Annotated in this window: 19 protein-coding genes and 1 other RNA gene; 9 read left to right on the forward strand and 11 right to left on the reverse strand. The window is 39.6% G+C overall.

Annotated elements, in window-relative coordinates; translation table 11 throughout:
* Nucleotides 1-89: 89 nt before the first annotated feature.
* Nucleotides 90-854, reverse strand: coding sequence for a monofunctional biosynthetic peptidoglycan transglycosylase (gene mtgA, locus B2W36_RS00005; RefSeq protein WP_209578646.1), 765 nt, complete (start codon nucleotides 852-854; stop codon nucleotides 90-92).
* Nucleotides 855-991: 137 nt separating this feature from the next.
* Between mtgA and mutS the strand changes: the two genes are divergently transcribed.
* Entirely contained in the window at nucleotides 992-3,598 is a 2,607-nt protein-coding gene (gene mutS, locus B2W36_RS00010) for a DNA mismatch repair protein MutS (protein ID WP_293886082.1), read from the forward strand.
* 102 nt (nucleotides 3,599-3,700) lie between these two features.
* Here mutS and B2W36_RS00015 read toward each other — a convergent pair whose 3' ends face one another.
* Complete coding sequence (locus B2W36_RS00015) at nucleotides 3,701-4,855, reverse strand: hypothetical protein (RefSeq protein ID WP_293886083.1); 1,155 nt, start codon at nucleotides 4,853-4,855, stop codon at nucleotides 3,701-3,703.
* A gap of 97 nt (nucleotides 4,856-4,952) precedes the next feature.
* Between B2W36_RS00015 and B2W36_RS00020 the strand changes: the two genes are divergently transcribed.
* On the forward strand, nucleotides 4,953-5,660 hold the full coding sequence (locus B2W36_RS00020) for a tRNA1(Val) (adenine(37)-N6)-methyltransferase (protein ID WP_293886084.1): 708 nt from the start codon (nucleotides 4,953-4,955) through the stop codon (nucleotides 5,658-5,660).
* Nucleotides 5,661-5,663: 3 nt separating this feature from the next.
* Nucleotides 5,664-6,158 (forward strand): metallophosphoesterase family protein, encoded by a 495-nt coding sequence (locus B2W36_RS00025; protein WP_293886085.1) that lies wholly within the window; start codon nucleotides 5,664-5,666, stop codon nucleotides 6,156-6,158.
* A gap of 14 nt (nucleotides 6,159-6,172) precedes the next feature.
* Here B2W36_RS00025 and B2W36_RS00030 read toward each other — a convergent pair whose 3' ends face one another.
* Both B2W36_RS00030 and B2W36_RS00035 read right to left on the reverse strand, forming a co-directional pair.
* On the reverse strand, nucleotides 6,173-6,484 hold the full coding sequence (locus B2W36_RS00030; protein ID WP_293879567.1) for a cupin: 312 nt from the start codon (nucleotides 6,482-6,484) through the stop codon (nucleotides 6,173-6,175).
* 83 nt (nucleotides 6,485-6,567) lie between these two features.
* Nucleotides 6,568-6,903 (reverse strand): MerR family transcriptional regulator, encoded by a 336-nt coding sequence (locus B2W36_RS00035; protein ID WP_209578639.1) that lies wholly within the window; start codon nucleotides 6,901-6,903, stop codon nucleotides 6,568-6,570.
* A 189-nt stretch (nucleotides 6,904-7,092) separates the two neighbouring features.
* On the opposite strand from B2W36_RS00035, the gene B2W36_RS00040 reads away from it, so the two are divergent.
* Nucleotides 7,093-7,428 carry a hypothetical protein gene (locus tag B2W36_RS00040; protein ID WP_293879568.1) on the forward strand — a complete coding sequence of 112 codons (336 nt, stop codon included), beginning with the start codon at nucleotides 7,093-7,095 and terminating at the stop codon, nucleotides 7,426-7,428.
* Between the two features lie 89 nt (nucleotides 7,429-7,517).
* On the opposite strand, the gene accD is transcribed toward B2W36_RS00040, so the two are convergent.
* The 5 genes from accD to dprA form a co-directional block, all read right to left on the reverse strand.
* Entirely contained in the window at nucleotides 7,518-8,360 is an 843-nt protein-coding gene (gene accD, locus B2W36_RS00045; RefSeq protein WP_209578637.1) for an acetyl-CoA carboxylase, carboxyltransferase subunit beta, read from the reverse strand.
* A 221-nt stretch (nucleotides 8,361-8,581) separates the two neighbouring features.
* Nucleotides 8,582-8,679, reverse strand: an RNA gene (gene ffs / locus B2W36_RS00050) — signal recognition particle sRNA small type.
* Nucleotides 8,680-8,784: 105 nt separating this feature from the next.
* Complete coding sequence (locus B2W36_RS00055; protein ID WP_209578636.1) at nucleotides 8,785-9,012, reverse strand: DUF6814 family protein; 228 nt, start codon at nucleotides 9,010-9,012, stop codon at nucleotides 8,785-8,787.
* Nucleotides 9,005-10,510, reverse strand: coding sequence for an MFS transporter (locus B2W36_RS00060; RefSeq protein ID WP_293886086.1), 1,506 nt, complete (start codon nucleotides 10,508-10,510; stop codon nucleotides 9,005-9,007). The genes B2W36_RS00055 and B2W36_RS00060 overlap by 8 nt, the downstream gene beginning before the upstream one ends.
* Before the next feature lie 112 nt (nucleotides 10,511-10,622).
* Nucleotides 10,623-11,741: a DNA-processing protein DprA gene (gene dprA / locus B2W36_RS00065; RefSeq protein ID WP_293879569.1), complete on the reverse strand. Its 1,119-nt coding sequence runs from the start codon at nucleotides 11,739-11,741 to the stop codon at nucleotides 10,623-10,625.
* A gap of 206 nt (nucleotides 11,742-11,947) precedes the next feature.
* Here dprA and B2W36_RS00070 point away from each other — a divergent pair, with 206 nt between their 5' ends.
* Both B2W36_RS00070 and B2W36_RS00075 read left to right on the forward strand, forming a co-directional pair.
* Nucleotides 11,948-12,181: a hypothetical protein gene (locus tag B2W36_RS00070; RefSeq protein ID WP_209578633.1), complete on the forward strand. Its 234-nt coding sequence runs from the start codon at nucleotides 11,948-11,950 to the stop codon at nucleotides 12,179-12,181.
* An 87-nt stretch (nucleotides 12,182-12,268) separates the two neighbouring features.
* The gene (locus tag B2W36_RS00075) at nucleotides 12,269-12,859 is read left to right on the forward strand and encodes a hypothetical protein (RefSeq protein WP_293879570.1); all 591 of its coding nucleotides are present in this window, start codon (nucleotides 12,269-12,271) and stop codon (nucleotides 12,857-12,859) included.
* Here B2W36_RS00075 and rsmG read toward each other — a convergent pair whose 3' ends face one another.
* Nucleotides 12,860-13,495 carry a 16S rRNA (guanine(527)-N(7))-methyltransferase RsmG gene (gene rsmG / locus B2W36_RS00080; protein ID WP_293886087.1) on the reverse strand — a complete coding sequence of 212 codons (636 nt, stop codon included), beginning with the start codon at nucleotides 13,493-13,495 and terminating at the stop codon, nucleotides 12,860-12,862.
* Nucleotides 13,496-13,517: 22 nt separating this feature from the next.
* Nucleotides 13,518-14,660 (reverse strand): glycosyltransferase, encoded by a 1,143-nt coding sequence (locus tag B2W36_RS00085; RefSeq protein ID WP_293879572.1) that lies wholly within the window; start codon nucleotides 14,658-14,660, stop codon nucleotides 13,518-13,520.
* A 275-nt stretch (nucleotides 14,661-14,935) separates the two neighbouring features.
* Between B2W36_RS00085 and tgt the strand changes: the two genes are divergently transcribed.
* The 3 genes from tgt (at nucleotide 14,936) to B2W36_RS00100 (ending at nucleotide 18,180) form a co-directional block, all read left to right on the forward strand.
* The gene (gene tgt, locus B2W36_RS00090; RefSeq protein WP_209578629.1) at nucleotides 14,936-16,066 is read left to right on the forward strand and encodes a tRNA guanosine(34) transglycosylase Tgt; all 1,131 of its coding nucleotides are present in this window, start codon (nucleotides 14,936-14,938) and stop codon (nucleotides 16,064-16,066) included.
* Between the two features lie 28 nt (nucleotides 16,067-16,094).
* Entirely contained in the window at nucleotides 16,095-17,171 is a 1,077-nt protein-coding gene (locus tag B2W36_RS00095; RefSeq protein WP_293886152.1) for an LptF/LptG family permease, read from the forward strand.
* A 97-nt stretch (nucleotides 17,172-17,268) separates the two neighbouring features.
* Entirely contained in the window at nucleotides 17,269-18,180 is a 912-nt protein-coding gene (locus tag B2W36_RS00100; RefSeq protein WP_293886088.1) for a DMT family transporter, read from the forward strand.
* Nucleotides 18,181-18,210 lie beyond the last annotated feature (30 nt).

Here is an 18,210-nt window from a genome sequence, read left to right on the forward strand (position 1 = left end):
GCCCTTGTCGGACAGCTTCTTTAGTTGTTTAATACACTGCCTCGTTTTTGCCACTTTCAGGGCCTTCGCCAGAGGCATGATTATCCCGCTTACTCAGGAATGGTATAATGGTGCATGTATTTTGCAATTGCATTTGCGCGTCTATTGACATACGTGGAAGGGTTGCGTGCATCCCATTCTCTGGGATTTGGCAATATAGCTATGATTAGGGCAGCTTGCTTTTTGGAAAGATTGCTCCCTGTCTTGCTGAAGTAATATGCTGCCGCAGCGTCAGCACCATAAACCCCTTGCCCCATTTCAATCACATTAAGATAAACTTCAAGAATTCTTTTCTTACTCCAAAAGGTCTCAATAAGTACGGTAAAGTAAGTTTCAAATCCTTTTCTCAACCAGGATCTTCCAGGCCATAGAAATACATTTTTCGCTACCTGCTGGCTAATGGTACTTCCTCCGCGCAGTTTTTTGCCTTGTGCATTTTTTTTGATGGCATTTTGAATTCCCTTTAAGTCAAAACCCCAGTGGGTCATAAAATGGGCATCTTCTCCTGCAATAGCGGCTAACTTGAGGTTATCGGACAGCTCATCGTAATCCAGCCAATTTTTTTCCAATTTGAAGCCTTTTCCTTGTTCTTTCAGTTCAAATCCGCGTTGAATCATCAGCCAAGTAATTGGGGGATTGATAAAACGTAAGCTAATGACCCAAAATAGTGTAACACCGATAAAATAGAGAATTACTCGTGTGACAATACGGAGGATGGGCGACTTTATTGACTTCAACGGGTTGAATGAATTCTTTTTGAAGGTGTTTTTTTGTGTGCTGGACGTATTTTGTTTACCAGTTCTTTTGATGGCCATGACTAATTTTTTTCGCTTACAAACTTAGCTTATATTCTTGTTTAATGGAAATGATTTTATTGAGAAGTTGAGTGTATCGTTTGCCAAAGCGATGTTATTATCCTATTTTTACGCTTCATAAAAATTGATTTTAAAAGTTGGCAAAAGAAAAGAAAGTAACCCCATTGATGCAACAGTACAATGCGATCAAGATTAAGTATCCTGGAGCGTTGTTGTTGTTCCGTGTTGGCGATTTTTACGAGACATTTGGTGAGGATGCAATTAAGGCTGCTCAGATTTTGGGTATTGTTTTGACGAAGCGTGGAAATGGCTCGGAATCGGAAACGGCATTGGCTGGTTTTCCGCATCATTCGCTGGAAACTTATCTTCCGAAGCTGGTACGTGCTGGTCAAAGGGTTGCGATTTGTGATCAACTGGAGGATCCGAAGACTACGAAAACAATTGTTAAGCGTGGTGTGACAGAGCTGGTTACCCCTGGTGTTTCTTACAATGACAATATTGTTCAACAGAAGTCCAATAATTATTTGGCATCAATTTTTATCGAAAAAGAGCGGATTGGGATTTCTTTTCTCGATATTTCAACAGGTGAATTCTTAGTTGCTCAGGGAAGCGTTGCGTATATCGATAAATTGCTTCAAGGGTTTAAACCGACGGAAATTATTCTATCCAAAAAACAGAGCAAGGAATTTATCGAGCAATTTGGGGCACAGTATTACACGTATTTTCTTGATGAATGGCCTTATACGGGCGACTATGCTACTGAAACATTATTGAAACATTTTGAGGTTTCATCAATGAAAGGATTTGGAGTTGACCGTATGTCTGCGGGTATTGTTGCTGCTGGTGTGGCTTTACATTACCTCAATGAAACCGAACACCGTAACTTACAGCATATCTCTACGCTTTCCCGGATTGAAGAAGACCGTTACATGTGGCTGGACCGTTTTACGATTCGCAATCTGGAACTAATTGGCTCGATGAATGAAAATGCAGTCACGTTATCGGATGTATTGGATCATACATCTAGTCCAATGGGGGCGCGCTTGCTTAAGCGCTGGATTGTAATGCCTTTGAAAGATAAAAAGAGTATTCAGGAGCGATTGAATGTTGTGGATTTCTTTTTCGCTAACCGCGATTTAAGAGATGAATTGATTGGCCAGATCAAGCAAGTGGGCGATCTTGAACGCTTAATCTCGAAGATCGGGCTTCAGAAAGCGAATCCCAGGGAAATCGTGCAATTGAAGCGTGCGTTATTTGCTATCGAGAAGTTGAAGGAACTTACAGATCGCAAAGATGCACATGCACTGCGTACGATTTCGGAACAATTGGATGCTTGTACGGCTATTCGTGAGCGAATTGAGCTACAGGTTCAGGCAGAACCACCTGTTGCCATCAATAAAGGGAGTGTAATTGCGGATGGGGTTGATGCGGAACTGGATCGCTTGCGTAAAATTGCCTTTGGAGGGAAGGATTATTTGCTGGAAATCCAAAAAAGGGAAGCAGAAATTACGGGTATTCCTTCGTTAAAAATTGCGTTTAACAATGTGTTCGGCTACTACCTGGAGGTTACTAATACACATAAGGACAAAGTTCCAACGACTTGGATACGTAAGCAGACCTTGGTAAATGCCGAGCGTTATATTACCGAGGAACTTAAAGAATATGAAGAACAGATTCTTGGAGCCGAAGAAAAGATTCAGGCTTTAGAGAGTAGATTGTATGCTGAGCTGTTGATTTCGATCGCCGAATACATTAAACCTATTCAGCTGGATGCACAGTTGATTGCTAAGCTGGATGTACTCCTCAACTTTGCTGTTGTGGCGGAGAAGAATTATTATGTGAAACCAGAAGTCAGTGAGAGCAAGATTTTAGATATAAAAGGTGGAAGACACCCTGTCATCGAAAGAAACCTACCGGTGGGCGAGGATTATATCACTAATGATACCTTTTTAGATCCGAAGACACAACAGATTATTATCATTACCGGGCCTAATATGGCGGGTAAATCGGCACTGCTCCGTCAGACTGGATTGATTGTATTAATGGCACAAATAGGCTGTTTTGTTCCTGCAAAAGAGGCTAAAATTGGCTTAGTTGACAAAATATTTACTCGTGTTGGGGCATCGGATAATCTTTCTTCTGGAGAATCTACCTTCATGGTTGAGATGAATGAAACTGCGAGCATTATGAACAATCTGTCAGACCGTAGTCTTATTCTCCTGGACGAAATTGGCCGTGGTACAAGTACATATGACGGGATTTCTATTGCTTGGGCCATTGCGGAATTTTTGCATAATCACCCGGCTGCCAAAGCAAAAACACTATTTGCGACCCATTACCATGAATTGAATGAACTGACAACTTCTTTGGATCGTATTAAGAACTATAACGTCACTGTAAAGGAGGTCAATAATAAAGTTATTTTCTTGCGGAAACTTGTTCCGGGAGGTTCGGAACATAGTTTTGGTATACATGTAGCCAAGCTGGCAGGGATGCCCCAAAAACTACTCAATCGCGCTAATCAGATTTTAAAAAGGTTGGAGCAGGAGCGTACTGGTGGAGAGCAGATTAAGGATAGTATGCGTAAGATCCAGAAACAGGCGTATCAGCTACAGATGTTTTCGATTGATGATCCTGTCCTAAACAAGATTAGGGATATGTTGAATAATTTGGATGTTAACTCGTTGACTCCGGTCGAAGCATTGATGAAACTGGATGAAATTCAGCGGTTGCTAAAGCATTAATCTTTAAAATAGGGCTTATTTTTCGATTGGAATAGCGCAATAGCGCGCTATTTTGGGTGTACAGGCATAAACTGACCTATTCATTTTGGATTACCGATATTTTTAAAATCTAAAGAATAGTGCTAAGCTTCCATAGTTCGCCTGGATGGGGCTCAGTACTTTGCTGCTTGCGTCATACGGTGCGTAATGATAGCCTAGTTCGAAGCCGATGTACTTTTGGTTTTTCATGCGGAATAGTGAGGAAAGACCAAGTCCGAGGTGAATATTGTTGATGGTAACCATATTCTCTGTGTATCCACCATCATAATAATAACCATCCGGATCATAATAGCCTGAAGAATACGTATTCTCTGTAATGCCGGTATCTGTGATATCAATACCTAGTATGGCTTTTGGAATCAGGATGAATTTGTCGTTGTCAAAAACTTTATAGCCTACAGCACCTCCCATAAAAGCGGTCGCTGATGAATTGACTGCTACTTCTGATCCATCATAATTATAGTCGATATTGCGATCGTTTGCGTTGATGCGTACCTTTAAACCTCCTTCAAAGATCAATTTCCTTTCCAGCGAGCTCATCAGCATAAATCCGAGCGTTACGTTTGTACCGAACACTTTGTTGCCTCCTCCTAGCGGGCTCATCACGCCAATGGAAGGTACATAGCCTAGTTTGGCCTTATGCCGGTCTTTATATCCTTTAGGGGTTGGAAATCGTTGTTCATCACTTTGTGTATTGGCTTGTTTGTCTGGAATTTCTTCAATTTGTTTATCGGCAAAGAGATGAAGGATATTTGTTTCCTGGCTGCTTAATGTATAATTATCAGATGCAAGTAGTGCTTTTGCTCTTAATTTGATAAGGTTATCTAGTGGATGGCGTAATGGATAGAAATGGAATTTTGCTTTATTTTGCTCATATTGGGTAGTAAAATCTTCTTGATCTGCTGCATCGAGCCTTTGGAGCAGGCTCTTATCAAATTGATTGTTCCAGTATAGGTCGATCGCTGTCGTGCTATTTTTCTTTTCAATAATGAGTATTAGGATGCGTAGTCTTTGTATATATTCGTTGATGCCGCAGCTTGCTTGTATAGTGTTCAGTAAGGGGACAATTTTTTCAAACTCATTGTTGTTTAAGGCTTTTGTCAACAAAGGAAGGGTTTCAACCGTATATCGTTCACAATTTTCCTGAGCATGCACGCGTGTGGTGGAAAGGATGTTACTGATGATCAACATGAAAAAAGCAAGCTGGCGGATACTCATGGTTTATCTAGATTTATTGCAGACTAAATTAGTAAATAAATCGCAGGATATATTCGTTTGTTTGCGCCAACGGCTTTAAAAGTTTTATCTTTGGTCTATGGCGTCGATATTTCGATTTAAAGAATTTGAGGTTGATCAGTCTGATTGTGCAATGAAGATTAACACAGACGGCGTATTATTGGCTTCATTGTTGGAAGCGGGGACTTTAGGTAGAATTCTGGATATCGGTACAGGAACGGGAGTCATTGCATTGATGTTGGCTCAACGGTTTGCGCACAGTTGGGTAGAGGCTGTCGAGATGGACTCTTTAGCTGCTGCGATGGCAGATAAAAATTTTCGTCATTCCGTTTTTTGTGAACGGCTTAAGCTTCACGCCTGTGCCTTTCAGCGTATGGAAATGGCAGAGCCTTATGATTTGATTGTTTCGAATCCACCATTTTATACCGATTCACTCCATAATCCTGACGATCGAAAGAAGCTCGCGCGGCATGCTGACCTGGATTTTTTTGCTGAATTATTGGATTTCGCTTCTTTACGCTTATCGAATCAGGGGAAATTAATTCTGATCGTTCCTACTGCTTTGGCAGATATACTGATGAAGATTTCAGCAGAGCACGCTCTTTATTGTTGTGCTGAAGTTCAGATAAGTTCTTTTGAAGGTGGATCCGTCATCCGTAAGATCATTACATTTGAACGGAAGCCTGTCGAATCGGTTGCTGTACGTGAGTTTGTTATATACGCAGGGAAGGGTATTTATTCAGCAGCTTATCGCAGCGTATTGGCCCCTTATTTTTTAGCTTTTTAGGTTATGACAAAAATCGGATTACTTTCGGATACACATTCTTTTCTAGACGAAGCGGTATTTACTCATTTTGCAGCCTGCGACGAGATCTGGCATGTCGGAGATTTTGGTGAAGGTGTTATTGCAGACCGGCTGGCTTCTTTTAAACCATTACGCGGCGTGTATGGAAATATTGATGGTCAGGATATTCGTCTGCAATTTCCCGAAGATTTGAGATTTAGATGTGAGGAAGTAGACGTTTTTATGACGCATATTGGTGGCTATCCAGGGAAATATGCTGCGCGTGTTAAGGGGGAATTAATGAAAAATCCTCCAAAGTTATTTATCACAGGACACTCACACATTTTAAAGGTGATGTTCGATCCCAAAATACAATGCCTTCACCTCAATCCTGGGGCAGCAGGAAAGCACGGCTGGCATAAAGTGCGCACATTGATGCGATTTGACATTCATGCGGATAAAATTGAAAATCTTGAGGTAATTGAGCTGAATGGGCGTTAGATCAGAGCAGCTTTTTATGCCTCTTTTTTTAGAATGGATAGCCTAACAATACTTTGAGTGATAGCAAAGAGATCATGGGGTGTATTGGGTTCTAATGCAACTAACATGCCTTTCGTCAGACTGATTTTACTTCCGTTAACACCAAAGTCTATATTACCTTCGACAATTTCAACAACTATTGATGCCGCAGTTTTATGCTCTTTCATGTATTGTCCTTTGGCAAAAGCGAGACGATATTCTTTGCTACCATTTGTTTCCAGCAGAAGATCCATTTTGGGCTGTTTATCTTGGTATGTAACGTTTTGAAAAATAGATGCTGTTTGCATAGTCTTTGTTCTATTAGATGGTGTTGCTCAAAATGCTTTTGGGACCTCTGTTCAACGAAAGGATTTCTGCAGTAAATAGGGTGTTATAAGGAATCACGAACTTCAACAAGAAAGCTCTTTAGACGCTCTAGTGAATCGATAACGCGTTGATTTTCTTTTGCTTCTGATTTGTTGTCTCGCAGATAATCGCGTGCTCCCTGAAGCGTGTAGCCTTTGTTTTTAACCAGATTGAAAATGATTTTTAAATTGGCAATATCTTCCTGCGTAAACAGGCGATTACCTTTTTTATTCTTTTTAGGTTGTAAAATATCAAACTCACGCTCATAAAAACGTATTTGGGAGGCGTTTACTTCGAACATCTCTGTAACTTCTCCCATTGTATAATACAATTTATTTATTTCACGCTCTTTGTACGGCATATCTTCACAATTAATCTATAGCAAACTTAATAAAAATTCCTATTCAAAAAGAAATTTTTGCGATCATCTTGTGTAGTGAGCGACTGAAGGAGAACAGCGTAATCTAATCTATATGTAATCGCTAATTATTGTGGGTAAGCGTAAATTTTTATAAGTTTGATTCCTGTGAAAAGGGTTAAAGTATTATGTATGGTTATAGTTAGCAAATTTTGGACAAATTTATTTTCTTTTGGAAGAGCGAATGCAATTACTATTTATCCCTTTATTTTTCTAAAAAGTACCTCTTTCAAATGCAACGAGAACCTGATCCGTCATGAACGTATACATTTGCGCCAAGCGCTTGAATTGGGTATTCTCTTCTTCTATGTATGGTATCTTATTGAGTTTGTCTTTCGCTTTATTCAATTGAAAGATTTTGATCGCGCGTATCTACGTATATCTTTTGAGCGAGAAGCGTATGATAAGGAAGGTGAACCGGACTATTTGAGCAGGAGAAGGCTATGGTCATTTTGGCGATATCTTTGAATAGGACTATTTGATGGTGTTTAAAAAGAGAAAAGCGGTACCAAAACTAGTTTTGGTACCGCTTTCTGTTTTATCTTTTGGAAGATTAATTATCCGACTAATTTTAGATAAGTAGCTACCTTGTTTTTCAACTGTCTGCGGTCGACAATGAAATCTAAAAATCCATGTTCAAGAACAAATTCTGAAGTCTGGAACCCTTTTGGTAGATCCTTTTTTATTGTTTCTTTAATGACACGTGGGCCAGCAAACCCGATTAACGCACCTGGCTCTGCAATATTTACATCACCCAACATGGCATAAGATGCTGTAACTCCCCCTGTTGTTGGATCGGTCAGCAAACAGATATACGGAAGGCCTGCTTTGGCCAATAGGGCTAATTTAGCCGAAGTTTTAGCCATTTGCATCAATGAAAATGCAGCTTCCATCATGCGCGCACCACCTGATTTTGAGATTAGCATAAATGGAATTTTATGCGCAATACAGTAATCTATCGAGCGTGCTATTTTCTCACCGACCACTGACCCCATTGATCCGCCGATAAAACTAAAGTCCATACAGGCGATAACAATATCTTGGCCATTCATTTTTCCATGTCCAGAACGTAAAGCATCTTTAAGGCCTGTTTTGGCTTGGCTTTCTTTTAAACGATCGGGGTATGGCTTTGAATCGAAGAATTCTAATGGGTCACCCGAACTGAGATTGGGAAATAGTTCGGTAAATTCGTTATTGTCAAATAAAATTGAAAAATATTCTTTGGAGCCAATTCTTAAATGGTGGCCACAATATTGACAAACATAGTCATTTTCTACTTGTTCAAGATGCAATAATGGCTTTTTGCAAGTGGGACATTTGTTCCACATGCCATCAGGTGCTTCTTTTTTATTAGCGGTAGCTGTGCTAATACCAGCTTTTTCTCTTTTAAACCAACTCATACGATAGTTCTTATTCGATTACAAACTTATATAAATTTGAGTTTATATACAATTATAATTATGTTGAATGTATAGGCCACGCGATGAAAACGCCTTGTCTAACAGGCCTTCTATTCATAATGGGACTATGGGCCACCATTGGGATATATAAGACATTGAGCTGATTATTAGATTGAAATTAATTTTGAAGTGGCAGGTCAGCCAAAAATTAGGGTACAAAAAAAGGGTAAGCTACTTCTATCGCACCGCTCAACCAAATACCCTTGCTTTGTTCCCAACCTGGGGGAGTCAATGGGAGCTGGTCGTAGAAGACTTACCCGTCACAAAAGTAGAAAAAAAAACAGTTTTAGGAAAGAAAAAATGCTATTTTATCTTATGCGATTGATTATCATGGTGATAATTTGTTTGAATTGATGAAAAAGGCTTACATTTTGTTTTGATCATATTCTCCCAATAGCGAATAATACCCAAATAAGCCAAGTCCAATGGAGATAATCGGTGTCAAGATACATAGGATAATGATTCCAAATACTACATCTTCCTGGTGACCGGTGGAGATTTTTGGCAATGCCAGTTCAAAAACGGAAAAATAAGCGGTAAATAGCGCTAAAGTTATCCAGAGTATGCCAAGTAATTTTTTGATACTATTCATGATTAGTGGGAGTTGATTTGTTATTGATATAAATACTGCCGATGATAAAACATACAATTGCGATAATAATCGGATACCATAGTCCCGCAAGATAAAATTGTGGTGTCTGAGCTACTTCGGCATTGGTAGTTAGGTAGGTGGATACGGCGGGCAGGAGTCCACCGAATATTCCGTTTCCAACATGGTAAGGCAAAGACATGGACGTGTAGCGGATTTTTACTGGGAACAGTTCGACGAGAAAGGCTGCAATGGGACCATATACCATGGTAATATAAATCACCTGAATAAAGATAAGGAGAATGAGGCATATATAGTTCCAGTTGGCAATATGAACAGTTGTTGTGACTGTTTGCTGTCCTTTTAGTTTGCCCGATTGGTGTATTGTTTTAGCACGAGTGATTTCGGTTCCGTCGTCATATTGCGTTTTGACAACTGATTTTATTTCTGTTTTTTCTGTAACCGTCGGACTTTCGACTGTTTCATTCAGTTTGACTTTGTGCTCTGCATTGGAAAGTTGGTACATCGATTCATAAATTGGGCGATAGGTCAACACAGCGAGTAACATACCGCCGAGCATAATCCACTTTCGTCCAATTTTGTCACTGAGCCATCCAAACACGACAAAAAATGGTGTCCCTAAAAGTAGGGCTATCCCAAGAATGGTATCTGCCTGATCCGATTGGAGGTGCATCACTGTTTTCATGAAACTCATGGAATAGAACTGTCCGGTGTACCAAACAACACCTTGTCCCATGGCGGCACCAAATAGTGCGAGCAGCACAAATTTGAGGTTGTATCGGTTGCCGAAACTTTCTTTTAAAGGATTTGTACTTGTTTTACCTTCTGCTTTAGCTTTGCTAAACTCGGGTGACTCCTTCATTTTTTTACGAATAAGGTAGGAGACATACACCATAACTAAAGAGAGTAAGAAAGGAACCCGCCATCCCCAGATGTCAAATTGTGATTCGGTGAGCAAGCTTTTGGTCAGTAGGATGACGACTAGTGATATAAAGAGGCCAAATGTCGCTGTTGTCTGTATCCAGGAGGTCCAGTATCCTCGCTGCCCAATAGGCGCATGCTCGGCCACGTAGGTTGCTGCGCCGCCATATTCTCCACCGAGGGCAAGACCTTGTAACAGGCGAAGGATCAAAACGAGCAGGGGAGCCCAAAATCCGATGCTTTCGTAGCTTGGAATGCAGCCTATGAGAAATGTTGCTCCGCCCATAAGCATTAAGGTAACCATAAAGGTATATTTTCGACCGATGATATCACCTAGTCGGCCAAAAAATAGTGCACCAAATGGGCGAACGACAAATCCAGCCGCAAATGTGGCTAATGTGGAAAGGAAAGCAGCTGTTGGATTTTCTGCGGGGAAGAATTTGGTGGAAATTACGATCGATAGGCTCCCAAAGATAAAAAAGTCATACCATTCGATGAGGGTTCCCATAGAGGATGCGCCGATGACTTTCCAGATATTTTTTGTGTTGTTTTCGTTCATTAATTGTTTGTTTTGTTGGTTTAGTTTATAATATTGAAAGTAACATGTCCTACTTTTTACTTCACATGTGCGTTGAATTGCAACGGTCTTTGGCTTTTTGGAGGATAGTGTATCAATTTTTTTGAGCTTCTACCATTCCAACCGTTTTATATCTTTTGCCAGGCAGGGCGTGAATGAATGATTGCATTTCGAGTTCCAGTAGGATTAATGCCAATTTGCTTTGCGGCCATTTTGTGAGTTCAATCAAGTGATCTAATTCGAGTTGTCCCTTTTGTTGAATGAGTGTAAAGAGGAGTTGCTGATCTTTTGTCAGTGTTAATGGGAGGCTAAGCTGTGGGGCAGCAGTTTTTTTTGTGATTTCCCAATTCATCAGGTATTCAAGATCCTGAAGTCCTCGAATCATATGCGCGCGGTTGGTTTTGATGAGGTAGTTGGTACCTTCAGCGCTTTTTTCATAAATGGAACCTGGGAAAGCACATACATCTCGGTTGTAGCTGTTGGCCAGTTCTGCGGTGATCAAAGCACCGCCTTTAATGGCTGCCTCCACGACAATGGTGACATCGGCGATTCCTGCTATAATTCGATTGCGCATAGGGAAGTTACCGCGTTCGGGTAAGGTATTGGAAGTAAATTCTGTCAGTAAGCCGCCATGGTCTAACATTTTTGCAGCAAGCTCGCGATGGGATGCTGGATAAATTCGATCGAGACCATGTCCTAATACGGCAATGGTAGGTAGATGGTTTTTTAATGCATTGCGATGTGCCAATGCATCTATACCATAGGCGAGACCGCTAACGATCAAGGTGTCTTTGGATCCATTCATGGCGTCCAGCAGATCTTCGCATATTTTCTGGCCATAGTGGGTTGCATGTCTAGTACCAACAATACTAATGATCTTCGAACTGTTTAGCGGCTGGTTCCCCTTATAGTAGACAACAAGCGGAGCATCTTCACATTGGCGAAGCCTGTCTGGATAATTTTCGTCTTCCAACCACAAGGCTTGTATTTGGTGTTTTTCGATAAAAGCGAGTTCTTTTTCGCAGGCGGGCATATAACTTTTGTTGTATATTGCTTCAGCGATTGACTCCCGTATACCGAGAAGCTGCATCAATTCTCGTTTTGAATAGGTGAACACATCTGCTAGGCTATGACCTTGGTCAATGATATTGCGTGCTGTTCTAGGGCCAATGCCCTTGATTTGCGTCAAAGCTATGGGGTAAATTAGTTTCATAATTGGGTTTGTTTAAAGATAAGAAAAATATAAGTAGCTGCTGTACTTTTTGTTAGAATTGCTTGGAGCTACTGTATTTTTTGTTCCAATTAAGCAATATCGATAAGAGACGTAGGGGCGAGGTATAATATGGTATGAAATATCGGTCTATTTTGGAAAGAAAGAAGAGGAATTGGTAACTTTGTTCGACTAATGATATTTTAACGATGGAAATGAAAGAACCTTTTGATATTGAATTGGGAGATATAGTTTATTCTGTCTTCCCTGAAGAGGAGGATACCTATGTTATTTTTAAAGATGGCGCTGAATACGTCAAGATTATTAAAGATAATGATACAAACTGGTTAAAATTGAATCCGGAGACAGAACTACCTATGTTTGGGATGGATGAGGAAATCAATCTCATTGGCCTAGAAATCAAAAAAGAGTTAGGACATTAACTTTTTTAGTTAAAGATGGTTAAAAGGCGGTTAAAGATTTTTTAACCTTATTTTTAATTGATTATTTTTATTTAATCAATTGTAAATATGGTACGGATCGCATTGCTATCTTTAGTGTTTTTTTGTGTCTATTTCTCATTTTATCGGGAGAGGCTTTTTGCCTATCCGATGGTTTCTTATGATCAGGATACTATTGAGAAGAGAGGAAGTAAACGAGATACGCTTCGATTGGATACTGTTTTGATCAAACGTAAATCTGCTGGGGATAAATGGGATGAAAAAAAGGAGGAATATAAATCCATCTTTTTTTGGGGCGATACGAAAAACATGGTTACACTTCCCCATCGAGGTGGGATTGCTGTCAATCTAAACAAGCTTTACAATAAATTTAGCCGGAAGGGACGAAATTCAAGGAAGCTCCAGCGTCAGTTTGAAAAGGAATACCATCAGGATCTGATCCGGGAAGAATGGTATCCGCTGACGCAGGAGTATAGTAAGTTGTCGGGAGATTCGTTGCGCAAATTTAGGATATACTATGAGCCCTCCTTAAAATGGCTTCGAGATAATGATCGTTATGAGAAGATCGCTTATATCCATCAGTGTTTAACGAACTACCTCGATTCTGTAGACATTATCCATAGGCGGCTACAGTTTCCAATGGGTAATGCCAAGCTTTAACTACATCGGTACATATACCAGATATTTTGTGTCAAAGAAGTCTTCTTTAAAGTAATCTGATAGTGGATGTAATTCTGCTTTGAGTTTGGATTCTTTGATTTCTTCACTGAGATTGCCCCCTTTTAGATAAAGAATACCATTGGGAATTCCGTTTTTATCTTTTTTTGAAAACTTGTTTCTTATCCAAGGTGTAAATTCTGCGAGTCTTGTTACCGCTCTTGATAGCACAAAATCATATTTGTCGTCTAGTTGTTCGGCACGGATGTGGTCTGCTTCGACATTGTTAAGCCCTAATCCGGCTGCAACTTCACGTACGACTTTTATTTTTTTTCCAATCGAGTCGACCAAGTGGAATTTGACTTCAGGAAACATAATGGCCATTGGAATGCCTGGAAAGCCTCCTCCGGTCCCGACGTCCAAAATTTGTGTTCCAGGTGTAAACTCTTGGACAAATTTGGCGATACCTAACGAGTGTAATACATGATGCAGATAGAGGCTATCAATATCTTTACGTGAAATGACATTGATTTGGCTATTCCAAAACGTATATAGATCGGCTAGTTTTGCAAACTGCTCTTTTTGACTATCGGTCAGTTTTGGAAAATAATTATAGATGATATCGACTGTTGGATTCAAAGTGTGATATTTTAAATGTGAACTATTTCCAGCTTATTTTTTTCTTTTTTCGGCTGAACATACCATTGATGCAAATATAGAAATAGTAGATGAAGTCTACCAAAGGCAACCACCAAATCAGTTCCTTTACAGCTAGTTTTTTATAGATGTTGTTAAATATTATCCATTGTGCAATAAGCCGAAGGAGGTAGGCACTCAAAGGCACATACCAGTACATTGGGAAAGCAACTGTGGTCGCAATGATCGTTATGTAAAAAAGGAACGCGGATACCAGCTGGGTACCCAGCATGCGTTGATGACGTTTTTTATAAATAGTAGATGCACCTGAATGCCTTGCTTTTTGTTTGTAGTAGCTTTTCCAAGTCGTTTTGGGTTCCGAATAGACCATGGATTCTGCCGACAGTACGATGTTGACATTGATCGGATTTGCATTTTGGTTGACGAAGAGATCATCATCGCCAGATTTAATATGCATGTGGGCCGCAAACCCTTTGTTTCGAAAGAAGAGATCTTTTTTGTAGGCCATATTCCGACCGACCCCCATATATGCATCCCCTTTCAGGGCATAGGAGAAATAACTCATGGCCGTATGACTGGTTTCAAATCGAATCAATAGATTTAATAAACTTTTTTTCTTAAAATACGGGGAATAGCCGAGCACAATTTCTGTTTCAGGTCTGAAAGCGGCTGCGACTTCTTTAAGCCACTGATTGGATTGTGGTGCACAGTCGGCATCAGTAAACACCAGTGTCTGGTGTTTTGAAGCCTTGATACCCATACTTACGGCGAACTTTTTGCCATGTTTTAAGCGTATATGTTCTTTGATATCAACAATTTTTAAATGCGGATATTTTGCTTCGAATTCATGTAATATCCAAGGCGTATTGTCTGTCGAAAAATCATTGACAACGATTACTTCAAAATTAGGATAGTCTTGATGCATGATGTCCGGGAGGAATTGGGCGATATTATCCTGTTCATTGTGTGCACAAATAATTACGGATAGCGGCGGGAATTCCGTTCCTTCTTGTACTGGTTTAATTTGATAACGGCTCAATTTACTATATACAAATAAGATGTAGTATAATTGTATACATAGAAAAAGGCCCAATACTCCGAAAGCAATATAGGGGAGATTGGCCAAAAATACGTGAAGGTCAAGCATAGCTCACAAAGATAAGTGCTTTCCACAACTTTTTTACAGCTGAAAAATGATAATTTATTTTTGAAACATCCTGTTTGCAAATCTTTTTATAGTATTTTTGCAACATATTCTAGGGATGAATCCCAATTTAGGTGGGTATTAGGTAGGTTATCGTAGTTTTTTAAGCTATAAATAATTGATAATGAGCTTGTAATTAGTTGTGGGCAAATACTTATGGCGCCATCTTTCTGGCAAATCATCCTTTAAAATAGAAATAGTCTCAGAGGAAAATATTAATGAAATTTACGCTACAAGCACAAGATAAGCTGTCTAAAGCACGTGCAGGTGTTGTCGAAACTGCACACGGTCCCATTCAAACACCTATTTTTATGCCTGTTGGTACGGCAGGTACAGTGAAAGCAATTCATCAACATGAATTGAAGAATGATATTGAAGCGCAGATTATTTTGGGTAATACCTATCATTTGTATTTACGACCAGGATTGAATGTATTGAATAAAGCGGGTGGATTGCACAAGTTTAACGGTTGGGATGGTCCTATTTTGACCGATTCGGGTGGTTATCAGGTGTATTCATTGACTGAAGTACGTAAGATTAAAGAAGAGGGGGTTACCTTTCGCTCTCATATTGATGGATCAAAGCATCTATTTACACCAGAAAATGTAATGGATACGCAACGTATTATCGGTGCCGATATCATTATGGCATTTGATGAGTGTACACCGTATCCATGTGATTATAATTATGCACGTCGTTCTTTGGATATGACGCATCGCTGGCTGAAACGTTGTGTGGATCGTTTTGATAGTACGGATCCGCTTTATGGCTATGATCAAACTTTATTTCCAATTGTTCAAGGTTCTGTTTATAAAGATTTAAGAATAAAATCTGCAGAGACTATTGCCTCATTTAATCGTGATGGGAATGCGATTGGCGGATTGTCGGTAGGGGAGCCTGCGGAAGAAATGTACGCGATGACCGAGGTTGTCTGCGATATCTTGCCGCATGACAAGCCACGTTATCTTATGGGGGTGGGTACACCAGTGAATATTCTTGAAAACATTGCGTTAGGGGTGGATATGTTCGATTGTGTCATGCCAACCCGCAATGCCAGAAATGGTATGCTGTTCACACAAAATGGGATTATCAATATCAAAAATGAAAAGTGGAAAGATGATTTTTCGCCAATAGAAGTGGAAAGCGATTTGCATGCAGATCAATTTTATTCAAAAGCTTATCTTCGACATTTGATTAAATCGCAAGAAATTCTTGGAGCACAAATTGCTTCTTTACATAATTTACATTTTTACCTTTGGTTGGTTAATCAGGCTAGGGAGCGAATCATTGATGGGACTTTCTACGATTGGAAAAGCAAAATGGTAAAAATATTGGATCAACGTTTATAAGACTAACTCGTTCAAGTTAAAGGAAATGCTGTCGTTAATCGATCGTTACATTATTAAAAAGTATCTATCTACTTTTTTATTCACCATGGCCATATTTACTGTTGTCATGGTGGTTTTCGACGTGTCCGAACGATTGGATGATTTTTTAAAGTATCATGCTCCTCTAGATAAGATTATTTTTGAGTACTATGCTGGGTTCATTCCTTTTTATCTGAATTTTCTTTGTCCATTGATCAATTTTATTGCGGTTATCTTCTTTACGTCAAAAATGGCGGATCAAACTGAAATTGTACCGATTCTAAGTGCTGGGTATAGTTTTAATCGGCTTCTTCGTCCTTATATGATTGCAGCTACTTTGATTTTTGCCGTTTCGCTGGTGTTCAATATTTTTATTATTCCGAATACCAATAAGATGAAGGTTGATTTTGAAAACATCTATGTTAAGCCACCTAAGGATAATTCAAGGGTTTCTACCCATATGCAATTGGACAAAGACAGCTATGTGTATATAGACAATTTTGATAATACGACCAAAACAGGTTACGGATTTGTTCTTGAAATTTTTAAGGGGGATACGCTTAAAGAAAAAATGATGGCTGACCGTATTACTTGGGACTCAGTGGCCACGAAGTGGAAGATTGAAGGGTATACCAATCGTATTATCAATGGATTGCATGAACGCATGGACAAAGGTACTGTTAAAGACACTACCTTAGATATGAAACCTTCGGACTTTGAGGTGCGTGATAATATGTTTACTGCAATGGATACACACGAATTAAATATTCGTATCCGTAAAGAGGAGATCCGTGGTACCGGCGTCATGAACGATTTATTGCTTGAGAAATACAAGCGTTATGTGTATCCATTTTCAGCTTTTGTACTGACCTTGATGGGTGTGGCACTGTCCTCCAAGAAAGTGCGTGGGGGGATAGGATTGAGTCTGGGTATCGGTATCGCGTTAAGCTTTACGTATATCGTCTTTATACAGTTTGCAACTATGTTTTCTTTGAAAGGGGGACTACCACCGTTGATAGCCGTATTAATTCCAAATGTTACTTTCTTTTTGGTAGCAATATATCTGGCGATTAAAGCGCCAAAATAAATTTTTGTTCAGTTTTCAATAACTTCAGTGAGCCTGCCTTATTACGGGAAATAGTAGGTATTGCTCATCATTTCCATACACATGTATTCTAGAGAATATGACTAAAATTAAATTAAATCGGAATATTCTAATTCTGCATTTAACAATACTTATTTGGGGATTTACCGGAATTTTGGGGAGTCTGATCTCCGTATCTGCCCTTCATTTGGTATGGTATCGCGTTGCAATAGCATCTATTGCTCTGCTGATCTATTTCTTGGTGACCAAACAATCTATATTAGTTTCGAGGAAGCAGTTTCTCCAATTTTTTATGGTAGGAGCGGTGGTTGGCCTGCATTGGGTACTATTCTTCTATTCGATTAAAGTTTCTACAGTTTCAGTGACGTTGGTAACACTTTCGTCGGTGACATTATTCACGGCAATATTGGAACCTATTGTGAATAAAAAGCGCATCGCGCGTTTGGACATTGTAGTGGGGCTAGTCATTATTATCGGTATTTATACGATCTTTTCTTTTGAAACGCATTATCTAGTCGGTCTGCTGGCTGGACTTGGCTGTGCTTTTTGTGCGAGTATATTTTCAATTGCCAATGCGCGGATGGTTAAGAAATCGAGCCCTACACTGATTACGTTTTATGAGATGATGGGGGCGTGCTTTTGGATAAGCATATTGATGCTGTTTGCAGGAGATTTTAATGCCGGGATGCGATTGGGACAGCAAGATTTAATCTATCTTTTATTGTTAGGTGTGGTTTGTACTGCTGTGGCTTATGTGATGGGTGTTGCTGTCATGAAGGAATTGTCAGCATTTACTGTTGCGCTGACGACGAATTTAGAGCCAGTTTACGGTATTCTACTTGCGATGCTGATTTTTGGGCAAAAGGAAACAATGAGTGGTGGATTTTATCTCGGCGCTTGTATTGTTTTAGGAGCGGTGTTCACTTACCCTTATGTAAAAACCAAATTGGAAAATAGACAAAAGGATTTGGTTATCCGTAAATTGCATTAATTGAATGAGGTGCTATCCAATCTTTTTGGA

This window comes from Sphingobacterium sp. UBA3549 (genome assembly GCF_002376635.1).
Lineage (GTDB): Bacteria > Bacteroidota > Bacteroidia > Sphingobacteriales > Sphingobacteriaceae > Sphingobacterium.

Excerpts from the sequence above, each read along its gene's own strand:
- mtgA (WP_209578646.1), bottom strand. The coding sequence starts at position 854 with ATGGCCATCAAAAGAACTGGTAAACAAAATACGTCCAGCACACAAAAA.
- B2W36_RS00015 (WP_293886083.1), bottom strand. The coding sequence starts at position 4,855 with ATGAGTATCCGCCAGCTTGCTTTTTTCATGTTGATCATCAGTAACATC.
- B2W36_RS00020 (WP_293886084.1), top strand. The coding sequence starts at position 4,953 with ATGGCGTCGATATTTCGATTTAAAGAATTTGAGGTTGATCAGTCTGAT.
- B2W36_RS00025 (WP_293886085.1), top strand. The coding sequence starts at position 5,664 with ATGACAAAAATCGGATTACTTTCGGATACACATTCTTTTCTAGACGAA.
- B2W36_RS00030 (WP_293879567.1), bottom strand. The coding sequence starts at position 6,484 with ATGCAAACAGCATCTATTTTTCAAAACGTTACATACCAAGATAAACAG.
- B2W36_RS00035 (WP_209578639.1), bottom strand. The coding sequence starts at position 6,903 with ATGCCGTACAAAGAGCGTGAAATAAATAAATTGTATTATACAATGGGA.
- B2W36_RS00040 (WP_293879568.1), top strand. The coding sequence starts at position 7,093 with ATGGTTATAGTTAGCAAATTTTGGACAAATTTATTTTCTTTTGGAAGA.
- accD (WP_209578637.1), bottom strand. The coding sequence starts at position 8,360 with ATGAGTTGGTTTAAAAGAGAAAAAGCTGGTATTAGCACAGCTACCGCT.
- B2W36_RS00055 (WP_209578636.1), bottom strand. The coding sequence starts at position 9,012 with ATGAATAGTATCAAAAAATTACTTGGCATACTCTGGATAACTTTAGCG.
- B2W36_RS00060 (WP_293886086.1), bottom strand. The coding sequence starts at position 10,510 with ATGAACGAAAACAACACAAAAAATATCTGGAAAGTCATCGGCGCATCC.
- dprA (WP_293879569.1), bottom strand. The coding sequence starts at position 11,741 with ATGAAACTAATTTACCCCATAGCTTTGACGCAAATCAAGGGCATTGGC.
- B2W36_RS00070 (WP_209578633.1), top strand. The coding sequence starts at position 11,948 with ATGGAAATGAAAGAACCTTTTGATATTGAATTGGGAGATATAGTTTAT.
- B2W36_RS00075 (WP_293879570.1), top strand. The coding sequence starts at position 12,269 with ATGGTACGGATCGCATTGCTATCTTTAGTGTTTTTTTGTGTCTATTTC.
- B2W36_RS00085 (WP_293879572.1), bottom strand. The coding sequence starts at position 14,660 with ATGCTTGACCTTCACGTATTTTTGGCCAATCTCCCCTATATTGCTTTC.
- tgt (WP_209578629.1), top strand. The coding sequence starts at position 14,936 with ATGAAATTTACGCTACAAGCACAAGATAAGCTGTCTAAAGCACGTGCA.
- B2W36_RS00100 (WP_293886088.1), top strand. The coding sequence starts at position 17,269 with ATGACTAAAATTAAATTAAATCGGAATATTCTAATTCTGCATTTAACA.